This is a genomic window from Desmonostoc muscorum LEGE 12446, assembly GCF_015207005.2.
In the GTDB taxonomy this organism is placed as follows: Bacteria; Cyanobacteriota; Cyanobacteriia; order Cyanobacteriales; family Nostocaceae; genus Nostoc; species Nostoc muscorum.
On record NZ_JADEXS020000001.1, the window covers coordinates 1,706,932 to 1,725,395 of the forward strand.

At 41.8% G+C, this 18,464-nt stretch carries 13 protein-coding genes; 11 read left to right on the forward strand and 2 right to left on the reverse strand.

The window, feature by feature from the left end; translation table 11 throughout:
• Positions 1-27 precede the first annotated feature (27 nt).
• From IQ276_RS07525 to IQ276_RS07545, 6 genes are all read left to right on the forward strand, one after another.
• Entirely contained in the window at positions 28-288 is a 261-nt protein-coding gene (locus IQ276_RS07525; RefSeq protein WP_228043287.1) for a hypothetical protein, read from the forward strand.
• Between the two features lie 304 nt (positions 289-592).
• Positions 593-715, forward strand: a complete 123-nt coding sequence (locus IQ276_RS40125; protein WP_255264443.1) for a hypothetical protein — start codon at positions 593-595, stop codon at positions 713-715.
• A 289-nt stretch (positions 716-1,004) separates the two neighbouring features.
• A complete protein-coding gene (locus IQ276_RS07530) occupies positions 1,005-1,331 on the forward strand; it encodes a DUF3040 domain-containing protein (protein WP_193920062.1) in 327 nt (108 codons plus the stop codon).
• Between the two features lie 16 nt (positions 1,332-1,347).
• The gene (locus IQ276_RS07535) at positions 1,348-3,429 is read left to right on the forward strand and encodes a dynamin family protein (protein ID WP_193920064.1); all 2,082 of its coding nucleotides are present in this window, start codon (positions 1,348-1,350) and stop codon (positions 3,427-3,429) included.
• Positions 3,430-3,685: 256 nt separating this feature from the next.
• Positions 3,686-5,887 carry a dynamin family protein gene (locus IQ276_RS07540; RefSeq protein WP_235115510.1) on the forward strand — a complete coding sequence of 734 codons (2,202 nt, stop codon included), beginning with the start codon at positions 3,686-3,688 and terminating at the stop codon, positions 5,885-5,887.
• 224 nt (positions 5,888-6,111) lie between these two features.
• Positions 6,112-6,786 (forward strand): DUF305 domain-containing protein, encoded by a 675-nt coding sequence (locus IQ276_RS07545; protein WP_235115511.1) that lies wholly within the window; start codon positions 6,112-6,114, stop codon positions 6,784-6,786.
• A gap of 209 nt (positions 6,787-6,995) precedes the next feature.
• Here IQ276_RS07545 and IQ276_RS07550 read toward each other — a convergent pair whose 3' ends face one another.
• A complete protein-coding gene (locus tag IQ276_RS07550) occupies positions 6,996-10,007 on the reverse strand; it encodes a UPF0182 family protein (RefSeq protein WP_235115512.1) in 3,012 nt (1,003 codons plus the stop codon).
• Between the two features lie 266 nt (positions 10,008-10,273).
• The gene (locus tag IQ276_RS07555; protein ID WP_228043184.1) at positions 10,274-12,019 is read right to left on the reverse strand and encodes a ShlB/FhaC/HecB family hemolysin secretion/activation protein; all 1,746 of its coding nucleotides are present in this window, start codon (positions 12,017-12,019) and stop codon (positions 10,274-10,276) included.
• Positions 12,020-12,372: 353 nt separating this feature from the next.
• Here IQ276_RS07555 and IQ276_RS07560 point away from each other — a divergent pair, with 353 nt between their 5' ends.
• The 5 genes from IQ276_RS07560 (at position 12,373) to IQ276_RS07580 (ending at position 18,460) form a co-directional block, all read left to right on the forward strand.
• Entirely contained in the window at positions 12,373-12,945 is a 573-nt protein-coding gene (locus tag IQ276_RS07560) for a COP23 domain-containing protein (RefSeq protein ID WP_193918711.1), read from the forward strand.
• 233 nt (positions 12,946-13,178) lie between these two features.
• Positions 13,179-14,084 carry a S1 family peptidase gene (locus IQ276_RS07565; RefSeq protein ID WP_193918709.1) on the forward strand — a complete coding sequence of 302 codons (906 nt, stop codon included), beginning with the start codon at positions 13,179-13,181 and terminating at the stop codon, positions 14,082-14,084.
• A 31-nt stretch (positions 14,085-14,115) separates the two neighbouring features.
• Positions 14,116-15,162: a S1 family peptidase gene (locus IQ276_RS07570; protein WP_228043183.1), complete on the forward strand. Its 1,047-nt coding sequence runs from the start codon at positions 14,116-14,118 to the stop codon at positions 15,160-15,162.
• Between the two features lie 196 nt (positions 15,163-15,358).
• Positions 15,359-17,551, forward strand: coding sequence for a two-partner secretion domain-containing protein (locus IQ276_RS07575; RefSeq protein ID WP_193918707.1), 2,193 nt, complete (start codon positions 15,359-15,361; stop codon positions 17,549-17,551).
• Between the two features lie 54 nt (positions 17,552-17,605).
• A complete protein-coding gene (locus IQ276_RS07580) occupies positions 17,606-18,460 on the forward strand; it encodes an IS5 family transposase (RefSeq protein WP_235115308.1) in 855 nt (284 codons plus the stop codon).
• Positions 18,461-18,464 lie beyond the last annotated feature (4 nt).

Sequence of the window (18,464 nt, forward strand, 5' to 3'; positions counted from 1 at the left end):
GTAAACCCAAAAACAAGGTGAATTCAGATGTCAGCTAAAAAATCTGGTAAAAGTGTAAGTCAAAGAGCGATGTCTACGACGGACTACGCCTACGCTTTCTTGCTAATTCTGCAAACAATATTAATTGGCGTAAATGCCGAGAACCGCCTTCAACAAGGAGACTCAAGAATCGAGATTTTACTATGGATGATTAAGGAATCGATCTCACTCGTGAAACAAGCCAGCAGTTTGCAAGAAAAACAGAAAAAGAGCCTGTTACCCAAGCATCGCCATTCTAAGGATAAATAATATCACAAGCCCCTCTTTGTAAGGAAAGAGGGGCTGTGGCTATATGGGTTGTTATACAGGAATCCGGTTTAATTGTGTGAAAAAATCTAATACCAATTCAATTAATGATTACAACACATCCTTGGTTCAAGACGCGATGAATCGCGTCTCTACAATATGGTGTATTTGTGACACTTTTCTCGCTCGCCTACAATTCGGTTTGCATCGGTTTTTTTTGATAAAAATTAACGCCTTGTAGAGACCGCGATTTATCGCGTCTCTCTTGTTCGTTGGTTCACAACACAAAGACAGTCGGGAATACGAGATGATAGGCGGAGTACGCAAGAGCGATGCCTACAGCGGGCTACGCCTACGCATTCGTAAAGCCACCATTACCCGGATAAAATCTACCGCAGACTCAAAAGCGGCCTCTACACAAACCGCGTGACGAGCAACAAGTAGGCATCATTCACAGTGAATGATGCCCCAAAACATTTGTAGAGACGGCGATTTATCGCGTCTCTCTCTAAATTTATCGCGTCTCCAAAACCCAAAATTTTGCCAGTAGCCTTTAACTAAACCGTATTGGGATCTAACTCCAGCTTAGGTTTTGTAGGCAATGAAGAGTACAATAGTAATTTTACTGCTGTTGTCAAATATTTATGTAAGTTAATATACAAGTTGGGCAAGGGATAAATGCTGATATTATTTGATTGTCTTAGACAAGGTGGACATTGATGACATCTGAAAAGGATCGCCATAAAGAACTTGAGCAACGAGAACGTATATTAAGAGAACAAGAAGTTGAATTGCGACTTCGAGAAATGGAAGCTAAAATTCATACTGCTGATGCACCTTTTCATAAAACTGTTAAGCATCAGCCAGAAAATTCTCAGAAACCTTGGATGAAAAAACTAATTCTTGGTGGTAAGTTGTTTGCTCTTGGTGTGGTAGCGTTAGTTGCAGTGAGGGTAGCCTCAGTGCTGGCTGGGTTTATTATTGTTGCTGCGCTGGGGTGGATGTCTTACAAGTTATTTTTTGAATCCCAAAAAAACAATTCTTAATTTAGGTGTAACTATTATGAGCGAGCAGGTAGCAACTGACAGATTTATCCAAGATTTAGAGCGTGTTGCTCAAGTGCGATCGGAGATTTCGGTGTGTTTGAGTAAACTGGCTGAAATAATTAATAAAGCTGAATTGGCTGGGGACTCGTCATCAGGAAAACTTAGTTTAGAGCGAGATATTGAAGATATTACAGCAGCTAGTAAAAACCTCCGCAAAGGTGTATTTCGTCTTTTAGTCTTGGGCGATATGAAACGGGGAAAAAGCACGTTTCTCAATGCCTTAATTGGAGAAAACTTATTGCCGAGTGACGTTAACCCTTGTACCGCAGTGTTAACAGTTTTACGCTATGGACAAGAAAAGAAAGTTACTATTCATTTTAATGATGGCAAGAGTCCACAACAGTTGGATTTTCAAAATTTTAAATATAAATATACCATCGATCCTGCTGAAGCAAAAAAACTAGAACAGGATAAAAAGCAAGCCTTTCCTGATGTTGATTATGCAGTAGTCGAATATCCATTAACATTACTAGAAAAAGGAATTGAAATTGTTGATAGTCCAGGATTAAATGATACAGAAGCGCGAAACGAATTATCTTTGAGCTACGTGAATAATTGCCATGCAATTTTGTTTGTGATGAGAGCTTCTCAACCTTGTACTTTGGGTGAGCGTCGCTATTTAGAAAATTACATTAAAGGTCGGGGATTAACGGTTTTCTTCTTAGTTAATGCTTGGGATCAACTGCGGGAATCATTAATCGATCCTGATGATGTAGAGGAATTAAAAGCAGCTGAAGACAGATTGCGCCAAGTATTTAAAGCGAATTTAGCAGAATATTGTTATGTAGATGGTCAGAATATTTATGACGAACGCGTATTTGAGCTTTCGTCAATTCAAGCACTCAGACGACGGCTGAAGAATCCCCAGGCTGATTTAGATGGGACTGGCTTTCCTGGGTTTATGGGAGCGCTAAATACTTTTCTTACCGGAGAAAGAGCGATCGCAGAACTTCGTCAAATTAGAACCTTAGCTAGACAAGCTGTGAATCACATTCTCGAAGCTGTTGCTAGAAGAGTACCATTACTCGACCAAGATGTAAATGAATTGAAAAAACGCATTGATTCAGTAGAACCAGAGTTTAACAAGCTTACAGTTATTCGGGATCAGTTTCAAAAAGAAATTCTCAACACCAGAGATACTCAAGCAAGAACAATTTCTGAATCATTTCGCAGCTACGTTTTAAATTTAGGTAATACCTTTGAAAACGATTTTTTGCGCTATCAACCAGAATTAAATTTGTTTGATTTTCTCAGTAGCGGTAAACGGGAAGCCTTTAACGCCGCACTGCAAAAAGCCTTTGAGCAATATATCGCTGACAAATCTGCTGCTTGGACATTAACCGCTGAAAAAGATATCAATGGAGCTTTTAGAGAACTGTCTCGCAGTGCTGCACAATATGGCGCATCTTACAGTCAAGTAACAGACCAAATTACCGAAAAAATAACGGGACAAAATATCAAAGTTAATACCAATACAACTAGTGAAGATGATAAATCTCCCGCTTGGGCAAAATGGGCAATGGGCTTGTTATCACTGTCTGAGGGAAATCTTGCTGGTGTAGCACTAGCTGGGAGTGGATTTGATTGGAAAAATATCTTGTTAAACTACTTCACTGTAATTGGTATTGGCGGGATAATTACGGCAGTCACGGGTGTTTTTCTGGGGCCGATTGGGTTTGCACTGCTAGGTTTGGGAGTAGGCTTTTTACAAGCAGATCAAGCGCGTAAAGAGTTAGTAAAAACGGCTAAAAAAGAATTAGTTAAACACCTACCCCAAGTAGCGCATGAGCAATCTCAAGTTGTATACAATGCCGTGAAAGAGTGTTTTGATGCTTACGAAAGAGAGGTGAGTAAACGGATTAACGATGATATTGTCTCTCGTAAATCTGAATTAGATAATCTAGTTAACCAAAAAGAAACCCGCGAAATTAATCGTGAAAGTGAGTTAAAAAGGTTAAAGTCCTTACAAGAAGATGTAATAGCTCAGTTGCAAAAAATTGAGGCGGCGTATAGCAATTTATTAGCTTCCTATAGCTAAACTATAGCCCTACTTAATAATTTGTGAAAACCTCTATTTCTCTTCTCTGCGCCCTCTGCACCTCTGTGGTTCGTTCAACAAAGGAATTTTCACAACTCAGATAAAATTGGTTAACTTAGGAAATAAAAAAACCACAGATAAACTAATCAGTGTTTATCTGTGGTTCCTAATATGAAAAATTCACGTAGAGGCACAGAGAGGAAGAGAGTATTTTGTTAAAAATCTATTGTTAAATTAAACCTGGAATCAAAGAATTATGCAACAAGAGTATGAAAAATTAGTAGATTCTCTCAAAAAAGCATCTGCATTGCTCAATTTAGAACGGAAATCGCAGCTGTATCAAGATGTAATTGCTATCTGCAATCATTTAATTAATCCTAGCTTTCGGATTGGGGTATTTGGCCCTTTTAATCATGGCAAATCTACACTATTAAATGCAATGTTAGGGAATCGCACATTACCGATTGATTTAATTCCTACTACAGGCGCAGCGATTACTGTCAAGTATGGTTGTGATGTGCGGACTCGCATTATGTTAGCTGATGGTACAGAAGTCTACCGCAGTGGAACAGACATTTTACAGCAATTTGCTATTCTGGATGGTAATAGACAGATGCGAAAAGATGTAGCATCTGTAGAAGTTTTTTGTCCCCATCCCTTTTTGGAAACGGGTGTAGAGTTTCTCGATTTACCGGGAACTAATGATAGGGAAGAACAAGATAATTTAGTACGAGAACAACTTTTAAGTGCAGATTTAGTTATCCAATTATTAGACGCACGCAAATTAATGACTTTGGGTGAGCGAGAAAATTTACGAGATTGGCTATTAGATCGTGGGATTAAAACAGTTATTTTTGTTGCCAATTTTATTAACTTACTCGAACCTGAAGAACAAAAACAAATCCAAAATCGCCTGCTATTTGTCGCGGAAAGTTTTCGAGCCGAATTACCTCCAGGTTTTAGTAATTTATATCGTGTTGATGCTTTACCTGCCTTACGAGCTAGATTAAAAGGCGATGTCGCAGAAGCCAATAGTAGCGGCTTGGTGGCTTTTGAAACAGCCTTGCAAAATATTGTAGGTATTTTACAACAAAATCGTGGTAGTGTGCGTTTGCCAAGAGTAGAGGCGATCGCTACTCAAATCCAACAATCATTAAGAGCCAAAATTGACCCCATTGCTCATGAAGTAAAATCACTTGTTGATAAACAAAATGCCAAAATTGAAATCAAAGAAAAAGCTGCAAATTTAATTAAACAAGGCTTTGCTAGTAGTGTTTCTGAATTGCGTGATTGGCTAAGTTTACCCAAACTGCTAACAAAATATCAAGCAGATGCCGCAGTTGCACTGGCAGAAAATAACTTTAAATCGTGGCAAACAAACACTCTCAAAAAAGACCTGCATCAATTACAATTAGCTGCGGTTAAATGGCTTTATCAAGCTTATGAATTTTTTCAAGCAGAAAGACCAGAAGACTTATTGATTCCCTTGCCTAGCGAACCCCAAATCACATTACCTCCCAAGCCAACTAATTACAATGATTTTAATGAAACAACTGGTTCCATTGCAGTTGGTGGTGGTATTGGTTGGTTGTTGGGTGGCCCTGTGGGTGCTGCTGTCGTTGGGAGTATTTCCTATTTGCTAAATAAGAATATTCAAGAATTAGAAGAAAAATCAGCCAATGAATCTTATCATCAGCAAGTTGCCAAACTTTGTATAACTGCAACAGAAGATTATTTGTCTCGTTTTAGTAGTCAAGGATTATCGATTTTGGCTGCATATGAACAGAAAGCCGAAAAAGTAATTTACTTGGAAATCAGTCAAGAACCGTTAGAAATTACTAATAAACGTGAAGATTTACAGCGATTAAAAAATGTTTTTAATGAATTGCTACGAGAGTTAGAAAAGGTAAAAATCCCTGTCAATTATCAACCTTATCAAGAAATTCCCAAATCCAAAACTGTAAATAATCGATATTCACCACAACCGGAGAAAGTTAAAAGTTCTCATCAAGCTCAGGAAAATCCTGCTAAAAATACCCAGAAAAAAGTAGAATCTCCTCGTCAACAAGTTTCTCCACCACCAAAAACTCCTGCTTCTCCACGTCCAGAAGAAGTGGACGCTAAATTTAATAATTGGGAACTTGATGAGGAAATAGCGCGAATGAAAGCAGAAATGCGATCGCCTGGTTCTCAAACCCGCAAACAACAAAATACAACTCAAAACAATAAAGCACCAAATCCCCCCAAAAACCAGGCACAAAAAGATAAAATTACTCGCGCCTACACCATTTTAGAATTACAACCCAATGCTTCTTTAACTGACGTAAAGCAAGCTTATCGAACTTTAGTCAAAAAATGGCATCCAGATTTATTTGTTGGTAAGCCAGAACTGCAAAAAAAAGCAGAAGAAAAAATGCATTTAGTTAATGAAGCGTATACAATTTTGACCGATAATTAAAAAGAAGAATTCAGAATTCTGAATTCTGAATTCTGAATGTAATCAGTGGGTGACTTAAATTCAGTTATTTATCCGCTATTCATATAAAATTTATTATTCTGAATTCTGACTCCTGACTCCTGAATTCTTTCTTATAAAATTTTTTTGAGATTTCATCCTAATTTCATTTCTAGCTGCAAAGTTAAGAAGTAAATATAGAATTAGAAAACTGTTGGATGAAACTTATGCAACTGCTATCTTTGAGGAACGGTTTTTTAGCGTTAAGCTTTGCGGCGATCGCTTCAGGGGGTGGATTACTTACAGCCTGTAGCAATGCTGCTTCCCAGAACCCAACCCAAACCCCCAACGCAACTGCTACCAATGCTAGCGATCGCCACATGAATCACAGCATGGGAATGGATTTAGGCCCAGCCGATGCTGACTTTGATTTACGGTTTATCGATGCGATGACACCGCACCATCAAGGGGCTTTGGAAATGGCCAAAGAAGCACAGCAAAAATCCAAACGTCCTGAAATCAAAAAATTAGCAGACAATATCATCAAATCGCAAAACCAAGAAATTACCCAGATGAAGCAGTGGCGACAAGCTTGGTATCCCAGCGCAGGAAATAAACCAATGGCTTATCACAGTCAAATGGGTCACATGATGGAAATGTCACCTGAGCAAATCCAAGCCATGATGATGAGTCAGGACTTAGGTGCAGCTGATGCTGAATTTGATTTGCGCTTTATCAATGCAATGATTCCTCACCATGAGGGGGCTGTAAAAATGGCACAAGACGCTTTAAATAAGTCTAAGCGCCCCGAAATCAAGCAATTAGCCCAAGAAATTATCAAAGCACAAGATACAGAAATTAAACAAATGCAGCAATGGCGGAAAAGTTGGTACAACCAGTGATGTAAGGGGGATGAGGGGGATGAGGAAGATGAGGGGGATGAGGGAGCAGGGGAGGCAGGGGGGGCAGGGGGGCAGGGGAGGCAGGGGGCAGGGGAGCAGGGGAGCAGAGGAGAGTTCAATGTGCCTTGTTCTTTCCCTCTGCCCCTCTGCCCCTCTGCCTCTTCCAATGCCCCATGCCCCATGCCCCATGCCCCAATCCCCAGTCTCTTTTACTGACTTGGCGGGCTTCCTTCTTCTACTGGACGGATAATTGGAGCAGGTGGTGTGACTTGTGGTTGAAAGATTCCTTGTAATGCTTGTTCTAATGTTTGTGCCATGACAATTCGGTTTTCGTAAGCTACAACTACTCGCACCAAGGTTGGCAAGCTATTTTGTGTCGCTTCTAAATAAATTGGCTCGACATACAACAGCGATTGCTGAATGGGAATTACTAGTAAATTTCCTTGAATGGCTCTTGAACCTTGACGATTCCACAGGGAAATTTGCTGTGAAATTACTGGGTCTTGGTTAATGCGTGCCTCGATTTGTTCTGGGCCGTAGATTAGTCTTTCTTTCGGAAAGATATATAACAATAACTTACCGTAATTAACGCTATCCGATCGCGCTGCAAACCAAGCGATTAAATTAGTCCGCTGTTTGGGAGTGTAGGGCAGAAACAGAATAAATTCTTCAAAGGGTACTGTGGGTAGACTAGTAATCAAATAATACGGCTCTACTGGGCGGGGTTCGCTGCCATAAATTTCGTTAGGAATCTGCCACTGGTCTTCCCGGTTGTAAAATACTTGGGGGTCGGTCATGTGGTAGGTCATCAACCGCTCGGATTGAATTTTGAACAAGTCCTCAGGATAGCGGATATGATTGCGGAGGTTAACCGGCATGGCGCTGAGTGGTTTGAAGGTGTTGGGAAATATCCTTGACCAAGTGGCAATGAGCGGATCATTTTGATCGGCAATATAAAAGTTAACGATGCCGTGGTAGGCATCAACCACTACCTTCACAGAGTTACGGATATAATTAATACCGTCGTTGGCGGTGTCTGAGTAAGGATAGCGATCGCTTGTCGTATAAGCATCCACAATCCAGTAAAGATAACTTTTACCATTTGGGTAGTCTGGATTGGTATTGTTACGATTTGCATCAGCACTGACAAGATAAGGATCGCTGTCAAATTGCAAAAAAGGTGCGATCGCCTGAATTCTTTGCTTGATATTCCGCCGGAATAGCACTTTTGTGTCTGGCAAAAAGTCCCGCGTAAAGACCATCTGCCAATCTTTCAAATACATGGCAAATAGCCAGCGACGCCATGCTGAACCAATTTTAATGCCACCCCGTCCATCGTAGGAGTTATAAACATTGTCACTACCACTGGGATAGTCCAATTCTCTAACTCTTGTGCCAGTCATTACATAGTTGTTAGTGATTTCACCATAATAAATCCGGGGTTCTCCAATGGGAATACTTTCACGAATGCCAAGACTTGAAGTTGTCAGAGCGGTACTATCACCGCTAATATCTTTGACAAAATATTCTGGTAGCCCGCCCGCCCCCACTGTATTTACTGGGCTAACAGTAAACCCGAAACCGTGGGTATAAATGAGATGGCGGTTAACCCAAGTTTGAGCCTCCTGTGGTACGGCGCGGTAGTCTAATTCTCGTGCAGCGATTAGTACCTGACGCCGTTGTGCTGCTTCGATTAATCTCTGTTTTGATACCGATGGGTTTTGGGGTGCAGATGGTTGGTCTGAAATTGCCTCTGTTTTCAAAACATAGCGATCAATATCGGCATCGGGGAACCGATAGTATGGCCGAATTTGTTGTAGCTGACGGTTGGTTTCTAACAATGGTCGCTCATCCCAAAGGCGGATATTGCGAATTGTCAAGTCATTTTTTTGAATGTCAGCTTCAGTTAATCCCCCTTGGGGGTTGAAGGTTCTGGCATCGATCGCCTCTAAATCAAATGCTTGGCGGGTCAAGGCAATGGTACGCTGAATATAAGGTTGCTCTCTTTGCAATTCATTCGGCAGGACAATTAAATTTTCCACCACAGTAGGCAGAACAATGTCAGCGGCTGGAACCAGTAATAGATAAACGCCTAATCCGTAAAACACCAAACGGCGATACTGAGATTTGGGTCTCCAGAACAACGTTTGCCAAAGTAAGTAAAAGGCGATGCCAACAGCCACGACACATAAAACGGTGTAAGCTGGCAACTGGGCTGTGACATCGGTGTAGCTGGCACCATAACTGACTCCACGGCTAGAATACACGAGTTCATAGCGACTCAACCAGTAACTCCAAGCTACTAGTAGCATCAACAATCCACCCATCCCGTATAAATGACGCTGCTGCTGGGGGGAAAAACCAGGGAAAATTCCCTGACTCAAACTGTCTGCTGACAAAAGATAACTCAAGGCGACGGCGACAAAGCCATACAAAAATAATCCCATCAGCCAGAGTTCCAGCAGTTGCCAAAACGGTAAGGAAAATATGTAGAAGCTGATATCCTGACCAAATAAAGGCTCAGTGCTGTTGAAAGTAGTAGGGTGGAAATATTGGAGTACCTTTGCCCAGTTTTGGAATAGTATTAAGCCAAAAATGGCACTGAAAAGAATTGCGATCGCTGTGAGTAAAAATCGTGGATAAATTAAAATAGCGATCGCTCCCCCCACAATTAAGCCCACATACCAAATTTGAGAAACAATTTGGTTTAAGAGTTGCCAGATTCTGTCTGGCCGGAATAGGGCGGGAATCGGTAAACTAGTGTTATCAATTGGAGAATGCCAGTAAGAAAGAGCAATTTGACCGTAGTGAACCACCATTAACCCTGTCAACAAGCTCAGTATCAAAGCTAGGGGTAACAGCCAGCGTAATTTTAATGGTTTTAAGCCTTGGGCTTCGGGTGTCAAAATGCGATCGCGTCTGGAATAATCAGGACTGAGAAAGTTTTTGAATTCACTCTCTAGTTCAACTTCTTCAATCTTCAAAGACCGGGGATACTTCAGCCGTTGTGCTACAGCAAGGTTTATTAGAAGATAGGCAGCACTGACACTAGCCACCACTACCCATAAAGTACCACGAGTCACTAGCCTGACTAGAAATACTTGCAGGTAGCCGACTTCTTGAAACCAAAAAATTTCTGCTCCCAAGCGGGAACCCAAATCCAGGAGTAGCCATAACCCCAGGAATACAATTAATAGTCTAAAACTCCATTTCCAGAACATTCCTTAGCAGCCAAACTATCTGCAAAGCCAACCTTACAACTATTAGAGCAGAAAGCCCAACAACAAAACCCACCGACCTGGGTTTGAAACCCTTAATTTGACCTTAGTCCGCGGAGGCGGACTTTGCCTGTGTAGCCGCGAATTCCATATTCGCCTTGGCTTACAGCCGTTTTCATCTATTTGAACCACAATCCTTTGTAGTAGGGTAGCACAGCTGTGCTACCCTACCCTATGGTTTAATTACCTGAAAATTGCTGTAAGTTGACTCAAAGTTTATATCCTAAACTAAAATAAAAGCCGTGATCCTGAGCGTTTTCACCGCGATCGTCTAAGTCAATTAGGGGAAGACCATAATCTAAGCGCATATTTAGACTTGGTAGAGGTTGCCATAAAACTCCCAGTCCCAGAGCAGCTAAAAATTGCTGTCTCTGTAATTGGTTGGGGTTATTACTCACATTCCAAATAACTCCTGCATCGAAAAATGGAGCAAGTTGCAGCATTGGGTTCCCAGATTCGTCTTTTTGGATTGTGAACCGATCTTCTAGCGAAAATCGTACTCCATTATCGCCAGCGCGAGCATTTTGCCGATAACCGCGCAAAGATTGACCACCACCAATTACAAACTGTTGAGAGGGTAATAATCCATTGGGCGTTAGTTGTACCTCGGCTTGGGCGATTAAAAGGTTACGGTCGTTGAGCTGTTGTACCCGTTGCACTTGCGCCAACCAACTAAAAAAGCGACCATCAGGAACAGGGTCAGAGTTAATTGTGGCATCAAAGCTGCCAAGACCCAAACTAAATAGCGATCGCAATGCCCATGCACCTTTCACATCTCGTGCCACATAATCTTGACCAAACTTAATAACACGGGTACGACTGTTACCTTGTTCGTCGGGGCCAAAGCCAAAGGGTGTTGGGCCTGCAAAGGTAAATGTTTGACCATTTTGGACAGTAAAGCCTAATGATAAAGCGAATTCTTCACGAGGTGATCGCACTAGTGGCTGACGATAACTCACTTCATATAACTGAGATTCTCCGCGAATATCAAAGCTTTTAAAAGGTTCTTGGACGACTTCGTTGTTGTTAATGGTGGTACGTAGCTGTAAAGTACCATTCATCGCATTTAGCGGCACTTGGTAGCTAAAATCATAGATATTTGAGCCTCCACGAGTTGTGCGGTAATAAGACGCTGCAAATTTATCTCCTAAACCTGTGATGTTACGGTAACTAGCACTGACGCCCAATCTTTCAGAACCAACACTAGGCGGCGAATAATTATCAATGCTGAATGTCCCATCAAAGGGATCGGCTTCGGTAACTCTAACTACTAGAATACTTTGACCAACTTCGCTACCTGTGCGTAAGCTAGCTTCTACATTTGACAGTAGGGGATCATTTCGTAACAATCTTAACTGGTCTTCTAAATTAGCTGTGGAAAGAGGCTTGCTAGCGCCCAGAGAGACACGCGATCGCACATAATCAGGATTGAGGCGTTTTAGTCCTTGGATTTCAACTTTTTCTAAACCACCTTCAATCACCTGAATTTGCACCACACCACCAGTAATTGCTTGGTCTACCAAAATTGCTCTTGAAGTGATGTAGCCGCGATCGAGGTAGATTTGAGTGATATCATCGGCAACTTTTCTCAGTTCTTCCAAACTGACAGAACGTCCTTCAACTGGCCTAGTAATGGAACTCAGTTGCTCGGAATTTAAAATTGTACTGCCTGTCACCTCAATTTTTTTAACCTGAATACTTTCAATAGCAGGCACAGACGAGGGTTCTGGCGTCGGAATCGGCTGCACCGGTGTTTGAGTTTCTGGTGGTAGTGGTTCTGGAGTCGGTGCAGATTGCGGAAACCTCTGGCGATTTGGGTCACCTTCTGGATTTGGTGCTTGCGCTACTATCTGGTTTGGTAACTCTAAAAATACGGGTGAACTAGAGAAACTACCATAACTTGGCGACATGGATACCAGTGATAGCACACCATGAACTAAAAATACACACTGCATTCTAAACTTTAAATACCAGCGCATACAATTACTACTCTGTTTTGAATTTGTCTACGTAGATAACTAGGAGGTTTCCAAGTTAACACACGACATTCAGTTTGATGTATGGTTAGCTGAATTTTTCAGGCTTTTTCTGGAATTAATCGAAATATATCTCAAAACTTGAGGTAATATTTAGCACTATGTATTTGCATATATGACCTGATAAACTGCCGCTTATTCGTAAAGAAAATCATAAATTACCCGAAAATTTATCAAGTGCGTACTTACGCAATGCCACTATACTCAGTTTGATTTTTTACAAGTTATTTTAGACGAGAAGTTATAAACAATATTTGCAAGGAGACGGTCAGATGTTGAGACAATCTTTAGCTATTCTCAGTGGAGTTGCACTTTTAAGTGGTTTAGGAGCAGTTTTCAACACACCCAGCTACGCAGCAGGGACTATTCAGTTTTCTTGTGATACTAGCAGTCAATTACCTGCAACTAGGGCAACCAACACTGCTACAGGTGCAAGTTTATCAGTGATTCGTTGGTACTCAGAGTATTTTACTGGTTCTGGATATGACCCAATGACCCGCTGTCAGCAAGTCTCTGCAAGATTTCAACAAGCTCATAACACTGGTTCTTTAGATTACATTACAGCGGGTATCGTTAACGGTATGCCGGTGATTTGTGCAGCTAGTCCAGGGGGTAGTTGCAACGCCAGCAATTTGTTATTCACTCTCAAGCGGGGTGTGAATGCAGCAGAAACCTTGCAAAGACTCTTTGATGTGCGTGATGGTGCTGGCCCTGCTTTGTATGAATCTAAAGGTCGGACTTATGTTAACTTGACAAAAAAATTAGCTCCTCTGAACGCATCGAGAGCAGGAGCTGGTTCTAATGGTGGAGCAGCGACACCAAGCAAGCCAGGTCGGGCATTCTAAAGAATTTTTCCAAGAAGAATGCTGAATTCAGAATTCAGCATTCTTTATATCAAGTTCGGTTAATTACTTATTATTCAAATCTCTTTGCGTAAGAGCGTCCCCGCGTCAGCCCTAGTTATTAAGTATTCATCCGAACATGATATTAATGAGGGATTTAGTGTGGTGTTTCACCGCTAGTTGCACAGAATTTATGCGAAATTCTGACTCCTGAATTATTTCTTATTAAGTAGAAAATGAAATTTCGTATTTTTTGTATGCTTGCTTGTGTTGCTAGTTTACCGCTTACGCTATCAACACAAGCATTTTCTTCAGAAGTAGCTTCCCAGCCTAATATTTCGAGTGCCAATTTAACGAGTCAAGCAAAAGCACAATTGTCATTGAACCAATTACGCGATCGCGGTCGGGCAATTACTGTCAAAGTGTTAGCAGGACAAGGTTGGGGTTCAGGAATTTTAATTAAAAAACAAGGTCAAGTTTACACAGTTATAACTAACGCCCATGTTTTAAGAATTGGTAAGAGTTATCAAATCCAAACAGCGGACGGGAAGATTTACACTGCACAGGCAATAAAATCTGCTCAATTTCCAGATGATGATTTAGGATTGCTGAGTTTTAAGAGTGCGAATAATTATGCGATCGCCGCGATCGCTACTTCATCTCTGGCGATTGGCGATCAAACCTTTGCCATTGGTTATCCTGATGAGCAACAAGGCTTAGTTTTCAACACAGGTAAAGTTGAATATTTATTGCCACAAGCTTTTCGGGGTGGTTATCAAGTTGGTTACAGCAACGACATTTTTAAAGGGATGAGTGGCGGGCCATTACTAAATCGTCGTGGTGAACTTGTAGGAGTTAACGGCAAACATAAGTACCCTCTTTGGGGCAACACTTATATTTTTAAAGATGGTTCCACCCCAGTTTTACAAGTCCGACGAAAATTCGATGCATCCAGTTGGGCTGTTCCCATCCAAAGATTTTTACAACTTGCTCCCCAGTTTGCCACTGGGGCGATACTTCCCACTCAAGAACAATCTTCTTTTATCGTTCCAGAATTTTCCCATTCTCCCTCATCTCCAGAGGAGTCGCCAAATTTTCCAATCCCAGCAACTAATCAAACCTCTGGAAGTTCGTTTTGGTAAACAAGTCAAGAGTCATTAAGGAATCAGCGCCATGTTAAATCGATATCTCTTACCAGGTTGCTTTGTTGGTGTAGCAATGGTAATGGTAGCCAGTCCAGCGTTTGCTAAACAAGCATTACTGCCTACAGATGTAGCTAGTATTGCTAAATCAACAGTAGTGCGGATTGAGCCTACAGTTAATTCTCCAGGTTCAGGTGTAATTGTCGGGCGCTACAAGGAAAGAGGAACGAACGTTTATGTGGTGCTGACAGCGACTCACGTTGTGCAATACGACGATGATGAATATTCTGTTGTGACACCTTTTGCCCAAGGAGGTAGAAAACGCCAAAAGATTGTAATTTCCACTGATAAAGACATTCAGAAATTGCCTGGTGTAGATTTAGCGATCGTGCGATTTCGGAGCGATCGCACTTATGAAACCGCAGTTCTTGGTGATTCCAATTATACGACCGAGGGCGCTGGTGTTTATATAGCTGGATTTCCTAACCCTGGTGCAGCAATTAAAAAGCGTGTGTTTCAGTTCACCTCTTCCTTGGTTTCCAGCCGTTTAGATGAGAGTTCAGTTGAAGGCGAACAAGAAACAGCCGTAGAAAATGGATATGCAATAGTTTATACGAGCGTCACAAGAGTGGGCATGAGTGGCGGCCCTGTGTTTGATGTCTCAGGAAGGCTTGTAGGTATTCACGGCAAAGGTGACAGAGACGAAATCGCCAGTCGCCAAGCATCACCTGAAGAAAATCAAGAAAGTGGCTCTCAAAGCACTACCGATAAAACTGGATTTAATTTAGGTATTCCCATTCAGACTTTTCTGAAATTAGTGCCAAACGCCGTTCAAGCATTAGGTATAAAATTTGATAAATCCGAACCGGGATTATTCAGTAACCTTGTTGCCTTAAGAGGTGGTGATAATCAATCCTCAAAAATTCCGCCGAATACGAATATTAGCGAAGAAGAAGATGCAGCCACTGAGGTTGTCAACGAGTCTTCCCAGAAGACTGTACCATCGCCACTACAGTCTATTCAGCCTGCACCCAACCAAAATACTGCTCCCAGTTCCTCTGGTTCTCGTGCATGGTAATTACAGAGACGTTGCATTGCAACGTCTCTACACAATTCTGAATTCTGAATTGTGACTCCTGAATTCTCTTTATAAGTATTATACCGTAGATTTCATCTCACCTTTTTGCAAACTTCCATACTTATACTGATGTCGCTTATGTTGTTGCATAGGCGACATTGTAATAGCATGGTGTTTTATTTATACAAGGATTTAGATGAATTCTGTAGCTCAAAGAATTGGTTTATATTTGCTAACTCAAGCGATCGCCTTGGTTGCTGTTTTCCAGGCGATCGTTCTAGTGAAAGCACAATCTATTACACCAGCTACTGACGGTACAGGTTCTATTGTCACCCCCAACGGCAACCAGTTAGATATCAGTGGAGGTAGTCTTTCTAGAGATGGCGCGAATCTCTTTCACAGCTTTCAAAAACTTGGACTCGACTCCAACCAGATAGCCAACTTTCTCTCCAACCCCAATATTCAGAACATTTTGGGACGTGTAGTTGGTGGCGATCCTTCAATAATCAACGGACTTCTGCAAGTCACCGGTGGGAATTCCAACCTATTCATCATGAACCCGGCTGGTATTGTATTTGGTGCCAACGCCAGCTTAAACGTACCTGCTGATTTCACCGCCACCACCGCCAACAGCATTGGTTTTGGGTCAAACTCCTTTAACGCAGTTGGTAGCAATAACTACGCCTCTTTCGTAGGAACCCCCAATACCTTTACTTTCACAACCTCTCAACCAGGGAGTATTGTGAATTTTGGCAATTTAGCAGTCGGTAGTGGCAACAATTTAAATTTACTCGGTGGCACCGTCACTAGTACCGGACAGCTATCAGCACCAGGGGGTAACATTACCGTCGCCGCCGTCCCTGGTGAAAACCTCTTACGCATCAGCCAACCCGGACATCTGCTAAGTTTAGAAATTCAACCCCCATCAGCGACATCCGTTAACCCCGCGACTCTACCCCAATTGTTAACAGGTGCTGGTGTAGGTAACGCCAATGAATTGAGAGTTAACAGCAACGGACAAGTAGAACTCAGAGGTTCTGGGATTGGGATAAATTCTGGGGATGTGGTAGCAAAAAATGTTACATCTGGGACAGCAACTTTATCCGCTGCACGTAATTTAACACTACCAGACAGTCAACTGCTGACAACAGGAGATTTAAACCTGTTAGCTAAAGACACGGTACGGGTGCGCGATAGTGTAGCGAATTCCTTTTTGGCACAAGCTGGCGGAAATCTCAAGATTCAGGGAAATCAGAATATTGATATCCTGGCGCTAAATCATCCCCAGACACCGTTTGTCAGTGGTGGAAATCTGAGTTTAATTAGCGATGGTAATGTTTCTGGGGATGCTCATTTTTTCAGTGGCGGGCAATTTTCAATTCGCAATTTGGCTGGAGGTGCGGGTAATTTTGTTAGTTTGTATGACCCAATTATTCGAGCTAATAGCGATGTAGAATTTGGTGATTATACTGGTGCAGCACTGAAGGTTGAGGCGACGGGGAGTATTAAGGGTGGCGATATTACCATTAATTCACCCGATACCAGTGGGAGTATTCCAGCTTCAGATCCTGATTTTACAGTGTTGACTACCAGCCGGGCTTTAATTTTGCGGGCGGGTTTGGCTTCAGTTGCTGCTCCTAATATTCCTCCAAGTGTTGGTACAGGGGGAACTACTTTCCAGCCACTTGCAAGCCCCTTGCTACCAACAGGCAGTATTCAGGTAGGAAGAATCAATACTTCTGGTGGATTAATTTCTGGTGTAGCAGGTGGCTCCGTCATCATGAGCGCCATTGGTGATATTCAAACACCTTCCATCAATACTTCTGCTACTAGTGCCAATGCTGGGAATGTAACCCTTTCATCTGGAGGGAATATTACTATTTCAGGTGGAAGTTTACTAGGTTATGCAGCAGCAGCAGATATTTTTACAGCTACTGATGATGCTAGTTCCTCATCTGGTAATGGAGGGGATGTTACACTTACTAGCTCAGGAGGAAATATTAATCTTGGTCTTAGTTTGTATACTGCTGCTGTTGGTAAAGGTGGGAATATTAACCTCAGCGCTAGGGGAAATGTTAATACTGGTCTTGTGGGTTCTAGATCGACAGGTAGTTTAAATGGTGGGGATATTAATATTACCAGTTCAACTGGCGTAATCTTTCCCGAATATATAATTTCTTCAGCTACTAGCGGTAATAGTGGCAATGTTACTTTAAATGGGGCAGTAATTCTTAGTGGAGGTTTTTCAACAACAAATATAACTACTTCAACTTATCTTGCAGGAGGTGTGGGTGGGCGTATTATTTTTAATGGTACGTTAGATAAAACAGGAAGTGGAACACTAATTTCCTTATTGGCAGATAGAGGTGGCAGTATAGAACCCATTTGACATCTTGTGAGGTTTTGAATTAAGGTACTCCTCAGCATCTAAAATCCAATACTAATGGCGTATTCCAGCAACCTCACTGATGCAGAATGGGAAATTTTTGAACCCTTATTGCAAGAGATATTACCGACTAAGAAGCAGACTCGACCGACCAACTGGCCAAAGCGAGATATCTTCAATGGAATTCTCTATCAACTAAAAAATGGATGCAATTGGCAAGACTTACCTAAAGACCTCCCCCCTTATTCCACTGTATATTGGCACTACAAACAGTGGCGAGCAGCCGGGGTATTTGAGGAACTGATGAGTGTCTTACATGGACAAGTGCGTGAACAGGTAAAAAAAAAACCGCACTGGACGACATTGATCATCATTGACTCCCAAGCAGTGAAAAATACCTGCAACGCCAGTGTGGAGTCGAAAGGTTTTTGCTTCTACAAAGCCACCAACGGTATTAAAAGGCATTTGGCTATTGACACCCTTGGGTTTCCCTTTTTTACGCTCTGTACTCGCGCCAATGTCTCGGATGATGCCGGATTAATTGAGATGTTTACTCTCAACATCGACTACTTCAAGTCAAAACCTATCGATATTCCCAAGATTACTATCCTGCTAGATCATGGGTATCACCCAGAATATTTGACTCAGGAGTTAGAGCGAATTTACCCAGAGATCATGACCAAAATTCAGTTTCAACTTTCTACGAAACCCTCAAAACAAGAGAAAGCGGCACAAGGAAAATCTGGATTTGTTCCGGCAATAGCTAGATGGGTGATCGAACGCTCCAATGCTTGGATGGAGCGCTGTAAAATTCTGGTTAAGAACTTTGAACGAACCCTGGTTAGTGCCACTGCCAAACTCAATATCTGCTTCATCAGGCTAATGATTAAGAGGCTTGCAGCACCTTCTTAGATGT

Coding starts and splice junctions, on each gene's coding strand:
- IQ276_RS07535 (WP_193920064.1), top strand. CDS start 1,348: ATGAGCGAGCAGGTAGCAACTGACAGATTTATCCAAGATTTAGAGCGT.
- IQ276_RS07540 (WP_235115510.1), top strand. CDS start 3,686: ATGCAACAAGAGTATGAAAAATTAGTAGATTCTCTCAAAAAAGCATCT.
- IQ276_RS07530 (WP_193920062.1), top strand. CDS start 1,005: ATGACATCTGAAAAGGATCGCCATAAAGAACTTGAGCAACGAGAACGT.
- IQ276_RS07580 (WP_235115308.1), top strand. CDS start 17,606: ATGGCGTATTCCAGCAACCTCACTGATGCAGAATGGGAAATTTTTGAA.
- IQ276_RS40125 (WP_255264443.1), top strand. CDS start 593: ATGATAGGCGGAGTACGCAAGAGCGATGCCTACAGCGGGCTACGCCTA.
- IQ276_RS07570 (WP_228043183.1), top strand. CDS start 14,116: ATGTTAAATCGATATCTCTTACCAGGTTGCTTTGTTGGTGTAGCAATG.
- IQ276_RS07560 (WP_193918711.1), top strand. CDS start 12,373: ATGTTGAGACAATCTTTAGCTATTCTCAGTGGAGTTGCACTTTTAAGT.
- IQ276_RS07550 (WP_235115512.1), bottom strand. CDS start 10,007: ATGTTCTGGAAATGGAGTTTTAGACTATTAATTGTATTCCTGGGGTTA.
- IQ276_RS07525 (WP_228043287.1), top strand. CDS start 28: ATGTCAGCTAAAAAATCTGGTAAAAGTGTAAGTCAAAGAGCGATGTCT.
- IQ276_RS07565 (WP_193918709.1), top strand. CDS start 13,179: ATGAAATTTCGTATTTTTTGTATGCTTGCTTGTGTTGCTAGTTTACCG.
- IQ276_RS07555 (WP_228043184.1), bottom strand. CDS start 12,019: ATGCAGTGTGTATTTTTAGTTCATGGTGTGCTATCACTGGTATCCATG.
- IQ276_RS07575 (WP_193918707.1), top strand. CDS start 15,359: ATGAATTCTGTAGCTCAAAGAATTGGTTTATATTTGCTAACTCAAGCG.
- IQ276_RS07545 (WP_235115511.1), top strand. CDS start 6,112: ATGCAACTGCTATCTTTGAGGAACGGTTTTTTAGCGTTAAGCTTTGCG.